Raw genomic sequence first — 11,817 nt, 5'->3', positions numbered from 1 at the left:
AAGGAGAGAACGCAATGAAGATTGAGAAAATTGAACGTATCGCCTGTCGCTTGCCCCTCAAACAATCCTTTGTGACAAGTTACGGACAATTAACAGAAAAAGCCTTTGATCTTTATTTGGTGACTGCAGAGGAGGGAACGGTGGGCATCGGTGAATTGGTCGCTTTTGAGCAGCCAGATTACATTGAAGAAACCCTCTTTTCTGCTCGACAAGTGATTGAAACAGCACTGATCCCATTATTGATTGACCAGGAGATCGAGCATCCGCAAGAAGTTTGGCAATTGTTTCAAACGGTCCAAGGAAACTACATGGCAAAATCGGCTTTGGAAACAGCAATTTGGGATCTATATGGCAAGCAAACGCATCAAAGTGTGAAAGAGCTGTATACCGCGACCCGACCGAGTGTCGCTGTTGGCGTTAGTATCGGCATACACGACTCTGTCGAAAAACTAATGGCTCTTGTTGCCGCTTATGTCGCCCAAGGGTATCAACGAATCAAGTTAAAAATCAAGCCGGGGCAAGATGTGGCACCCTTGCGAGCGATTCGACAAGCCTTTCCAGAATTGCTTTTGATGGCAGATGCGAACGGGGCCTATCAAAATGAGCCTGAACGCATTTTGGCACTTGATGACTTAGGCTTGGTGATGATCGAGCAACCCCTTAAGGTACGAGATCTGGTGGGGCACAGTCAGCTACAGCGACAGATGAAGACGCCTCTATGTTTGGATGAAGATATTCGAACGGCAGAAGACGTCGATACAGTCGCAGCACTGGACAGCTGCCGTGCGATCAACCTGAAAATCCCTCGTGTCGGTGGGATCACCGAAGCTTTGCGAATCCTTGATCGATGTCAAACCCATGGACTACTCGTTTGGTTAGGCGGCATGTTTGAGTCTGGTGTAGGACGAGCCATGAATTTGCAATTTGCGAGTCAAGATATTTTCCATTTTCCCGGGGACCTTTCCGCTTCTGACCGTTACTTTTATGATGATGTCATTACACAGCCTGCAACTTTGCATGAAGGAAAGCTGCTGGTACCTGATGGAAAGGGCTTTGGTATCACATTAGCTGAAACAAAGCTAAGTCAATATGGGCAATCTAAAGAACGTATCTACTCAAGAAAACGGTCAGCGAAAGAATAACCGCAGCGAAAGAAAACACAGCGAAAGCAAAAGAAACGGCCAGCAGGGAAATCTGCTGGCCGTTTCTTTTGTTTTAGTCTGCGTTTTTGAATTCTTTTTCAATTTGTAGTCGTTGAACTTTCATGGTTGCTGTTCGTGGGATATCTTCGTAGTCGCGTAAAATTGGCTGATTGAGGTGAGGGAGATCTTCCACCATTTTCCACCAAGCATCCCAATCCATTTCACGATTTGGCGCTAAAGCAATGATAGGTTGTGGTGAGTTCTCTTTGTCGCGAACGATCACAACTTCGGCAAGGAAGTCTAAATGATCCAGCAAAAGGTCTTCCAAAGCAAGATTGCTTTCAATATTTTTGATCAAGTCCACTTGACGGTCTTTTAAGTAAAGATGTCCCTGATCATCCATCATGCCGTAGTCACCACTGTCCCACCAAGCGCCATAGACATTGTCAGCAAAACGCTGATCTTCTTTATAATAGGTCAACGCGCGTCCTTTTGAAAGGAAATGGATGTGCCCATCGGTATTGGCTGGCAGCTCGTTGCCCTCTGCATCGGCGATCCGTGCTCTCGTTAAGTCCTCTAGACCAACACCCATATCACGGGCATCGTTGGTAGCGATGCTTTCTAAGGTATGTGCTTTTAGGATCATTGGCCCGCATTCACTTTGACCATAGACTTGCAAAAAGATTGCTTCTTTTGTTGCTGAAGTATTTAAAAAAGTGGCCATTGTTTGGTTGTTGATGGCATCAAAGGTTGAATGGTAATAGCGAATATTGGCGAAAGCATCTGGTTGTTCTTTTGCCACAAAGCTCCATTGGACAAAATTGTTTGGATGAGTTTCCAAAGCGATTGGTGGATATTCTTTTAACATGCTTACGACATGAGCGCCGTTGGCATTGGCTAATGGCATCATCGGAAAGCCCATCGCCATCAAGGATGAGATGCCGATATTGAAGCGGGAGTGCACCGGTGAAATATGGAACGCCACTAAATCAGAGTCTGCATTATCAGAGTCTGCCTTGGTGCGATCAATCTTGGTGAAGATCGTTTTTTGCCATTTTGTCCGCCAGCCCATGGAGTTTGCCGAATGACAAATCAATTTTGGAATACCCGTTGTTCCAGAAGTGTGGGTCATATAGGAAATTTGATCCACCGGTAACTCAGTTTGTGCCACGGGTTCCGCTGGTTGTTGCAGCAGACGACGAACAGCAATCTGTTTGTCAGTACTGCTATTTTTCACTTGTGCGACGCGGCCTTCGGTTTCTTCATCAAATAAGATGAATGGATCTTCTAAGCGATCCACAAACACTTCGATGGTTTCAGCAGGGAAATGGTAAGAGATCATAGCAGGCACTGCGCCAAGGTAAGAAGCAGCCGTTGCTAATAAATAGGTATCGAATTTTGAAGATTTATAAAGAATGATTTTATCGCCGGCTTGCACGCCTAGTGCAGCAAGTTGGTAAGCACGTTTTAAAATCATTTCATGGCTCGAATGGTAAGTACTACGATAGCCAAGTTCAGGAAATGCTGGCAGCACTTCATCGTGGATGATGGTTGTGTCAGGAAATGCCTCGGCAGCTTCGCGGTAATTGGTGTAAAGATTTAATGGACGATAGTCTAAAATGGTCAAATAGAACACTCCTTTAAAAGTTCGTGAAAAACTTCATTTGATTTCTCCATTTTAGCACAGGAATTTCTCGATACAATAGATTTTCAGTGTTTTTTATTTATTTCTAAAAAATCCTTCCCTCAAAGACTTTCGAAGAATGAATGACTGTGATGTGTTATCATTCATTCCTCGTACTAAGCGGAAAAAGCGCATAATCAACGGGTGTATTTTACTATAAAATCTTCGATTGGGAGCCGGAAATCCAGATAGCGTGCTTCTAATTCTGCACGACTCCAATTCCACCAAGCGATTTCTTGTAAAGCAGTGATCGTTTCTGGATCAAAGCGGTATTTGATCACTTTTGCTGGAACCCCGCCGACGATCGCATAAGGCGGCACATCTTTGGTTACGACTGCGTTTGAGGCGATCACGGCACCATCACCGACGGTCAAACCAGATTGGATCACGGCACCGTGGCCGATCCAGACATCATTGCCAATGACGGTCGTTTTTGCTTTGCGTTTTTCTAAGAAGGACTCGTCCTTTGGCGCAAATCCATAGCCTTCGCCATTATAGGCAAAAAGATGCTGACTAGGGCGTTCATAGGGATGATTGGTAGGGCCGATGCGGACCATCGCTGCGATACTGATAAAACGTCCTAATTGGCTGTTCTGAATAAAGCAATATTGCCCCGTATAGGTATAATTGCCGATGGAAGAATGATCAATGTGATTGGCTTCGCCAATTTCGACATAGTCTCCTAAAGTTGTGTCTTGAAGCTGCGAGTCTTTGCCAACGATCGGCTGTTCATCTGGAAAATTTGTGATCGATAGGTGCATAGAAATCATCCTCTCTTGCGTATTGCTATCATTTTACCGCACTTTTTTGTACTATTTGACTAATACGCACTAAAGACAAAAGGAGGTCTGCTTTATGGAGACGATTTATCAGTTAGATAAGATGACCGAAACGATAGCTAAGCGAGCAATCAAAAAAGGATACTCGTTAAAAGATCAAGCGGCCCCAGAGGCGCTGTTTGTGCGCAGTTCAACGGTTCCTAACGAATGGATCACACCAGAATTAGCTGTGATCGCTCGCTCAGGAACAGGCACCAATACGATCGATTTGGCACGGTGTACTCAAAATGGCACAGTAGTTTTCAATAGTCCTGGTGTCAATGCCAATGCAGTCAAAGAGTTGGTGCTATCCAATTTATTTCTCAGCGTCCGCCCCTTATTCAAAGCGATCCAGACGGTAGCCGATTTGCAAGAAGAACTAACGTCCGGTCAAATTGAAGCAGAAGAGGTGTTGAAGGTAGCTGAAGAACGGCGAAAAGAAGTGATTGGCGAAGAATTAGCTGGAAAAACCATCGGTATTTTAGGCTTAGGAGAGATCGGTGAACGGGTGGCAAAAGCCTGTCATCAGCTAGGGATGGAGGTTTTGGGCTATGCCCGAACGAAGAAAGCAGCACACGATTACGAGCAAGTCAGTGACCTGCAAATGCTGTTGACCGAATCAGATTTTGTAGTGGTTTTGCTCCCTTTAAGTCAGGAAACCAAAGGCATGCTGAATCGACAAACGATTCAGCAGATGAAAAAAAATGCAGTGTTGATGAATTTTGGGCGCGGGGAGATCGTGGAAGAAGCAGCCGTCTTAGAAGCACTAGCCAAAAATCAGCTCAAACAATACATCACCGACTTTCCTAGTGCCGGCTTGATCGGACAACAGAAAGTGTTGTGTTATCCGCATATCGGCGGCAGTACTACCAATGCCTTGGAAAAGGGGGATCACGTAGTTTTTGATCGCATGCATGCCTATTTGCGCGCTGGGACGATTCAAGAATCGGTCAATTTTCCTCATGCAGAGTTGCCTTTTTTGGCACCGTATCGCTTGGCGCTGTTTTATCACGACAAGCCTGGTGCTTTTGCCCCGCTATTGCGGATCATTTCTGAAGCAGGCGTAGATATCGATAATTTGGCGAGTGAGAGAAAAGCCGGAGTCGCCTATACCTTGATTGATCTTGATGAGACAAATGAAATACTGCTGCAAGATCTACAGAAGCAGATACAGCAAGAAACAGCGGTCATCCGTGCCCGCTTGATCAAAAATTCGCGAACCAGTGAATAGTTGCCACCAACAATGTTTCTTGTTATGATGAAAAAAAAGTAAAGGAAGTTCATCATGACGAATAAGTTTCAAGATAAAAAGAAGGTCGCTTTGCCTCGTTATCAGCAGATTGCCGTGGCGATCGCGGAACGAATCGTTGAAAATCGCTACCAAGTTGGGCAAAAGATCCATGCGCGCTCAACGTTAGCCAGCAATTTCAATGTCTCTCCTGAAACAGCCCGCAAAGCGATCAATGTATTAGTTGATTTAGAAATCATGGATGTCCGTCATGGCAGCGGCGCCTATATTGCTTCAAAGGAAAAAGCACAGGCCTTTGTGGAACAATACCAAGATGTGCAGTCGATCCAAGAAATCAGACAAGACATTTTAGACAGTGTGGAGCGGCAGCAGCAAGAGCTGGATAATTTTTCTGACTTGTTGAACACGTTAGTGCAGCAGACCAAAAAGGTACACCATATGAGTCCGTTTGTGCCCTTTGAACTTCAGTTGACGGAACAAGCGCAGCATTTGGAAAAAAGTATCAATGAATTGAATATTTGGCAAGCCACAGGGGCGACGATCATCGCAATCCAAACAACCGAAGAATTGTTGTTGTCACCAGGACCTTATGCGAAATTTAGTGCAGGCAATACGATTTATTTTGTCGGAAATGAACTGGCGTTGCAGCGCATGACCAATTTCTTCTATCCAACGGACCATTCAGCGTAATTCTTTTTCCTGATTCCCATGCTTTTTTTGCAAAAGAAAAAGCATTGGGAAATTTTTTTTGACAAAGTGACCACATCTTGTTAAGATAGTATGGTCACTTTCGTGAAATTTTTCAGAAAAAGGAGTATTAATCATTTGAGTAAAGTTAAAGTGGAACACTTAACCAAAATCTTCGGTAAGAAAAAGCAGCAAGCTCTTGCCATGGTCAAAGAACAACGCAGCAAAAACGAGATTTTAGAAAAAACGGGTGCCACCGTCGGGGTCTATGATGTGAACTTTGAAGTCAACGAAGGCGAGATTTTCGTCATCATGGGCCTTTCTGGAAGCGGGAAGTCAACATTGATTCGACTATTGAATCGATTGATCGAGCCGTCTGGCGGAGATATTTACATAGATGGCGTGGATGTTGCCAAAATGAGTAAAGAGGAACTACGAGAAGTTCGCCGTCACAAAATCAACATGGTTTTCCAAAGCTTTGGCCTTTTCCCTCATCGGACAATTTTAGAGAACACAGAATACGGACTAGAAGTCCGTGGGGTCTCGAAAGAAGAACGAACAGCGAAAGCGGAAAAAGCGTTAGAAAACTCAGGATTGCTTTCTTTTAAAGACCAATACCCTGACCAGCTGTCTGGAGGGATGCAACAGCGTGTGGGACTTGCCCGTGCGTTAGCCAATGATCCAGAGATCCTCTTGATGGATGAGGCCTTTTCAGCATTAGATCCGCTGATTCGCCGTGAAATGCAAGATGAACTTTTAGAATTGCAAGCCAATGTTCAAAAAACGATTATCTTTATCACCCATGATTTGAACGAGGCCTTGCGGATCGGTGACCGGATCGCTTTAATGAAAGATGGTCAGATCATGCAGATCGGTACAGGAGAAGATATTTTGACGAATCCTGCCAACCAATACGTGCGTGATTTCGTGGAAGATGTCGATCGTTCCAAAGTCTTGACTGCGCAAAATATCATGGTTCCAGCATTGACGACGAACATCGAGATCGATGGACCAAGCGTAGCATTGAACCGGATGCGGAAAGAAGAAGTCAGCATGCTGTTAGCCGTCGACAAACGTCGTCACCTAAAAGGAAGCCTGACAGCCGAGTCTGCTCGTGAGGCACGGAAAAACAATCTGACCTTGAAGGAAGTTATTGATAAAAATGTTAAAAAGATCGATAAAGATATGCTGGTAACGGATATCTTCAATTTGATCTATGATTCGCCTACACCTTTAGCCGTGGTAGAAAACGATCGTTTGATCGGAGTCGTGATCCGCGGAAGTGTGATTGAAGCATTGGCTGAGACTGATTCAGCCGCTCAAGCAGAGGAAGGGGTAGTGACAAATGGATAATTTCTTACAACATACGATTCCGGTGGCTGATTGGGTCGAAAACTTTACTGATTGGCTAACAGGAACTTTCAGTGGATTGTTTTCAGCCTTACAGTCTTTCGGACAATTTATCATGGACGCTATTACAAATGTATTACTGTTTGTACCACCGTTATTAATGATCGTCTTATTGACGGCTGCTGCCTTTTTCGTTTCACGCAAAAAATTCGGCTTGCCAGCTTTTACTTTTGTCGGGTTGCTGTTCATCTATAACCAAGGGTTATGGACAGACTTGATGAACACCGTGACGTTGGTCTTATTGTCGAGTTTGGTTTCGATCATCATTGGGATTCCACTAGGAATCTTAATGGCGAAAAGCGAAAAAGCGCAAAGTATCGTGACGCCGATCTTAGACTTTATGCAAACGATGCCTGGTTTCGTTTATTTGATTCCTGCGGTTGCTTTCTTTGGGATCGGGATGGTTCCTGGGGTCTTCGCCTCAGTGATCTTTGCTCTACCACCAACCGTTCGGATGACGAACTTAGGGATTCGCCAAATTTCTCGTGAATTGGTGGAAGCCTCTGATTCCTTCGGTGGGACTGGCTGGCAAAAACTGATCAAATTAGAATTGCCACTAGCCAAAAGCACTATTTTGGCTGGGGTCAACCAAACCACGATGCTGGCATTATCAATGGTCGTGATCGCGTCAATGATCGGTGCTCCTGGGTTAGGGCGCGGCGTCTTGTCTGCCTTGCAACGAGCACAAGTCGGTAACGGATTTGTCAGTGGGGTATCCTTAGTTATTTTGGCGATCATCATGGATCGCTTTACCCAGAATTTGAACCGTTCGGCACATCAAAAAGCAGCGAGCAAGACGAGTCGCAAACAAAAACGTCTTTTTGGCGGGATTGCTGCAGCGGCAGTCGTTGCTTTGATTGGCGCATCGTTTGCCTTTGGAAATGTTTCTGACAGCAAAGGCACGGTGAACTTGGCGTATGTCGAATGGGATACGGAAGTCGCATCTACCCATGTGGTGGCAGAAGTCTTGTCGCAAATGGGCTACGAAGTCAACACGACGCCTTTGGATAATGCCATCATGTGGGAATCGGTGGCAAAAGGGGAAGTTGACGGGATGGTTGCTGCTTGGCTGCCATCTACGCATCAATCCCAGTATGAACAGTACCAAGACCAAGTCGAGAACTTAGGTCCTAACTTAGAAGGGGCAAAACTGGGGATCGTTGTCCCAAGCTATATGGATGTAGATTCCATCGCAGACCTTTCTGACGAAGCTGGAAAAACCATCACTGGTATCGAACCAGGCGCTGGTGTCGTGAATGCAGCGGAGAATACGGTTGCGACGTATGACAACCTTTCCGATTGGAATGTCGCTACCTCTTCTTCTGGAGCGATGACAGTGGCATTGGGCCAAGCCATCAAGAACCAAGATGAGATCGTTATTACTGGTTGGTCTCCACACTGGATGTTTGCGAAATATGATCTGAAATATCTGGATGATCCAGAAGGAACAATGGGTGAAGCAGAAAGCATCAACACTGTTGTACGCCAAGGATTAGCAGATGACATGCCAGAAGTTTACGAAGTACTTGATCGTTTCAACTGGACACAAGAAGATATGGAAGAAGTCATGTTAGCAATCAATGACGGAACATCAGCCGAAGATGCAGCCAAAGATTGGGTAGCCAATCACCCAGAAGAAGTTGCTGCTTGGACGAACTAATGTCTAAAAAAAGAACGACCGCAGATTGAAGCGGTCGTTCTTTTTGTTGTTTAAAATACTTAGGTTCATAACGAAAGACGAGGGGATGATTTTTGCAAAAGACGGAGCTTTTGTGCAGGTTAAGCAAAACGATGAAAAATCGGCTGCATCTGTTCAAACGTACAGAGTTCAGTAAATCCTAATGATCGTAAAAGATCTTGTCCCTCTTTGATTTGAAACCCGAGCTGCTCTGGTTTATGACTGTCGCTGCCGATGGTTAGCACGCTTCCCCCCAAGTCACGATAAAGCTTGAGGATCTCGATCGATGGCGTATACCCATTGATTCCGTAACGGTGGGAAGAGGTATTCAGTTCGATGCCTTTGCCATCTTTGATCACGACTTTCAAGATCGCTGCGATTTGTTCTTTCGTTTGTTCAAAAGCGTCCTTCTCATTATCTAAATAACGACGAATCAAATCCATATGGGCTAAGACGGAATACTCTTTATATGTCGTGACCAGCTGATACATTTCATCATAATAGCGCTCGTAGCATTCCTGTTGGCTGCGTCCTTTTTGAAATTCTCCGGTCCAAAATTCTTGATCGTCTACCTGATGAACGGAAAGTAAAATGAAGTCAAAGGGATGCGAATGATAAAGACGGGTAAATTGTGGGATCGTGTGCATTTGCATCCCAAATTCCAGCCCAGTTTTTAGCTTGATTTGGTCACTGTATGTTTCCTTTAAGCGTGCCAGTTCGGTAAAATACAAGTCGTAGTAGACATTTTTTACGACTTTATTGGCTCCGACGAGGTACGCATCCGTCGCTTGCCAGTCTTCTTTGACCCCATAATCCACATGATCGGTAAAGCAGATTTCTGCTAAGCCTAGGTTAATGGCGTCTTTGACTACATCTTCCATCAAATACCAAGAATCATCGCTGTAATCACTATGAACGTGATAGTCTGTAAAAATCATGGCGTCTCCTTTTGTTTCGTTATTTTTGCTGCTTCTGCCAGTCTGCTCGTTTTTGATAATAAAGCTGGGCGGCCGTTTCCCAATGCTCTTTGTCAGTCGGCTGAATCTCACGGATCAGACGGGCTGGATTGCCGCCGACGATCGTATTCGGCGGCACATCTTTTGTGACGACGGAACCAGCAGCGACGATGGCATGTTTGCCGATCGTGACACCTGGTAAAATCGTACTATTGCCTCCGATCCAAACGTAATCTTCGACGGTGATCGGTAGGCCAAATTCCAAATCTTGACTGCGGATCACAGAATCGATCGGATGGCCGGCTGTATAGAAGCTGACCCTTGGTCCCACCATCACATGATCACCAATCAGAATCTTATTGACATCTAAAAAAATGCAATCCATATTGGCATAAAAGTGATCACCAATCTCAACATGGCGACCATAGTCGACAAAAAGGGGTGGTTGGACAAAGCAATGCTGCCCAAATTTGCCAAAGAGTGCTTTTTCTTTGGCGATGATTCCTTCTCGGTCATCGACTGGTAAAAGGTTGATTTCCTGGGCACGTTTTTTCCCCTCCACTGAGCCATTCTCAGGGAGAATACCGGCAGCTTGATACAGTTGACCAGCCAACATCGCTTGATAATCAAAATCTTCTTTCATTGCAAAATCCTTTCTAAGACGGTAAATCGTCGGTGGTTAATTCAATCAAATTGCCTTCGGGGTCTTGGACAACTGCTTCATAATAGCCATCGCCTGTCGTACGAGGACCATTTAAAAGAGGGTAGCCATCTTCAACAAACCGTTGAGCGTATCGATCAACGTCAGCTTGATCACCTACTGCAATCGCAAGGTGAGTGTAGCCTAAGCTCTCACTGACACGAGGGCTTAAAAATTTCTTGGTCGTTAATTCTAACCGACTTCCAGAATCAAAGGTCAAAAAATAGGACTGAAAGCCTGTTTTCGGATTATGATATTTTTGGTTGCTGACCGCCTGAAAGTAGGTTTCATAAAATGTTCTCATTTTTTCTAAATCATTGACATATAGTGCGATGTGTTCAATTTTCATTATCGACAACTCCTTTAATAAGCAACATAGATCGTTTTTTTTTGAACTTAGTAAACTTTGTTTAATAAGTTGCTTCTATTATACCTTTGTTAACAAAATTTATAAAGGTATATTCCCAGCTTTTTATCTGTTAAAATAGGAGCGTTGAGGGGGAGAAAAATGAAAGCTTATCAGCCAACGACCATTAAATTACATAATCAGGCAGTATTGCTGGATTTGCTAAAACAGCAGCAAGCGCCTATGACCAAGCGCCAACTGGCAGATGCCTCTCAATTAAGCGTGGTAACGATCAACAAGCTGCTTCCTGAATTGATAGAAAAGCAGTTGCTTTTGACGACGGATCAACCGCAACGAACGGGAGGACGTCAAGCTGCGGCTTACCAGTACAATGCGCAACGGACACTGTTGTTGATCATTCAGTTTATCGAAGAAGACCAGCAGATCGTGATTCGTTTTTCAGTCGTCGATCTCGTCGGGAACATTTTGCATCATGAGCAGTCAGCAGAGGGCCGATTGCCGCAGTTCTTGCAAGTGATTCGTCAGATAAAACAGGAATACCCGAAAATCAGCTTGGCAGTCGTGGGAATTCCTGGTGTGGAAATTGCTGGAAGACTGAAGATCATGGATGCTCCAGCATTTAAGGACATGGCGCTAGGGGAATTGATTGAAAAGGAGATCGCGGTAAAAACGCTTATTGAGAATGACGTGAATGCAGCGGTATTCCATTTCAAAGAAGAGAAAAAAATCGTGGCTGGCATTTATTTTCCGAAAAATTATCCGCCAGGTGCGGGACTGGTCATCGACCAACAGCTCTTTAAAGGAGCCAACCATTTAAGTGGCGAAATCAAGCATTTGCCGCATCTTTACAAAGTTTCTTACCCTTTGGCAACAGAGGCGATCCAAGAGCAAGTGACTGCCACTCTTCAAGCGATCGTGGCAGTCACGGACCCGCATCAAGTCATTTTGTTTTTGCCCTCTGAGTGGCAGGCGCTTGTGCCGCGCTCTTTTTTGGAAAAGCAGCTGGCAGCAGTGTTTCATTATGACGTCTTACCAAAGTTACACTTTTCAGATCGGTTTTCAGAAAACTATTTGGCTGGGTTGATCACGATGGGAATCGAAGCAGCGGGCTTAGGGCTTTGATTCG

The 11,817-nt window shown here is 44.8% G+C and carries 11 protein-coding genes; 6 read left to right on the top strand and 5 right to left on the bottom strand.

What is annotated here, in order from left to right:
- Window positions 1-14 precede the first annotated feature (14 nt).
- Entirely contained in the window at window positions 15-1,142 is a 1,128-nt protein-coding gene (gene menC / locus IGK85_RS12340) for an o-succinylbenzoate synthase (RefSeq protein WP_429968744.1), read from the top strand.
- Window positions 1,143-1,215: 73 nt separating this feature from the next.
- Here menC and IGK85_RS12335 read toward each other — a convergent pair whose 3' ends face one another.
- Window positions 1,216-2,769, bottom strand: a complete 1,554-nt coding sequence (locus tag IGK85_RS12335) for an AMP-binding protein (protein ID WP_008380827.1) — start codon at window positions 2,767-2,769, stop codon at window positions 1,216-1,218.
- A gap of 194 nt (window positions 2,770-2,963) precedes the next feature.
- Complete coding sequence (locus IGK85_RS12330) at window positions 2,964-3,587, bottom strand: DapH/DapD/GlmU-related protein (protein WP_008380829.1); 624 nt, start codon at window positions 3,585-3,587, stop codon at window positions 2,964-2,966.
- Window positions 3,588-3,681: 94 nt separating this feature from the next.
- On the opposite strand from IGK85_RS12330, the gene IGK85_RS12325 reads away from it, so the two are divergent.
- From IGK85_RS12325 to IGK85_RS12310, 4 genes are all read left to right on the top strand, one after another.
- On the top strand, window positions 3,682-4,875 hold the full coding sequence (locus IGK85_RS12325) for an NAD(P)-dependent oxidoreductase (RefSeq protein WP_008380831.1): 1,194 nt from the start codon (window positions 3,682-3,684) through the stop codon (window positions 4,873-4,875).
- A 54-nt stretch (window positions 4,876-4,929) separates the two neighbouring features.
- Window positions 4,930-5,583: a GntR family transcriptional regulator gene (locus tag IGK85_RS12320; RefSeq protein WP_005234303.1), complete on the top strand. Its 654-nt coding sequence runs from the start codon at window positions 4,930-4,932 to the stop codon at window positions 5,581-5,583.
- Between the two features lie 135 nt (window positions 5,584-5,718).
- Window positions 5,719-6,933: a quaternary amine ABC transporter ATP-binding protein gene (locus tag IGK85_RS12315; RefSeq protein ID WP_005228609.1), complete on the top strand. Its 1,215-nt coding sequence runs from the start codon at window positions 5,719-5,721 to the stop codon at window positions 6,931-6,933.
- Window positions 6,926-8,650, top strand: coding sequence for an ABC transporter permease/substrate binding protein (locus tag IGK85_RS12310; protein WP_005228611.1), 1,725 nt, complete (start codon window positions 6,926-6,928; stop codon window positions 8,648-8,650). The genes IGK85_RS12315 and IGK85_RS12310 overlap by 8 nt, the downstream gene beginning before the upstream one ends.
- A gap of 119 nt (window positions 8,651-8,769) precedes the next feature.
- On the opposite strand, the gene IGK85_RS12305 is transcribed toward IGK85_RS12310, so the two are convergent.
- The 3 genes from IGK85_RS12305 to IGK85_RS12295 are packed head-to-tail and all read right to left on the bottom strand — an operon-like array spanning window position 8,770 to window position 10,673.
- The gene (locus tag IGK85_RS12305) at window positions 8,770-9,606 is read right to left on the bottom strand and encodes a histidinol-phosphatase HisJ family protein (protein ID WP_008380834.1); all 837 of its coding nucleotides are present in this window, start codon (window positions 9,604-9,606) and stop codon (window positions 8,770-8,772) included.
- A gap of 19 nt (window positions 9,607-9,625) precedes the next feature.
- Complete coding sequence (locus IGK85_RS12300) at window positions 9,626-10,267, bottom strand: sugar O-acetyltransferase (RefSeq protein ID WP_005234309.1); 642 nt, start codon at window positions 10,265-10,267, stop codon at window positions 9,626-9,628.
- A gap of 13 nt (window positions 10,268-10,280) precedes the next feature.
- Window positions 10,281-10,673 (bottom strand): VOC family protein, encoded by a 393-nt coding sequence (locus IGK85_RS12295; protein WP_008380837.1) that lies wholly within the window; start codon window positions 10,671-10,673, stop codon window positions 10,281-10,283.
- 159 nt (window positions 10,674-10,832) lie between these two features.
- Between IGK85_RS12295 and IGK85_RS12290 the strand changes: the two genes are divergently transcribed.
- Window positions 10,833-11,813 carry an ROK family protein gene (locus tag IGK85_RS12290; RefSeq protein ID WP_008380840.1) on the top strand — a complete coding sequence of 327 codons (981 nt, stop codon included), beginning with the start codon at window positions 10,833-10,835 and terminating at the stop codon, window positions 11,811-11,813.
- The last annotated feature ends 4 nt before the right edge of the window (window positions 11,814-11,817 follow it).

Origin of the sequence: Enterococcus sp. AZ015 (genome assembly GCF_050499225.1) — a bacterium.
Lineage (GTDB): Bacteria > Bacillota > Bacilli > Lactobacillales > Enterococcaceae > Enterococcus_D > Enterococcus_D entomosocium.
This window is presented reverse-complemented; position numbering and strand designations above follow the sequence as displayed.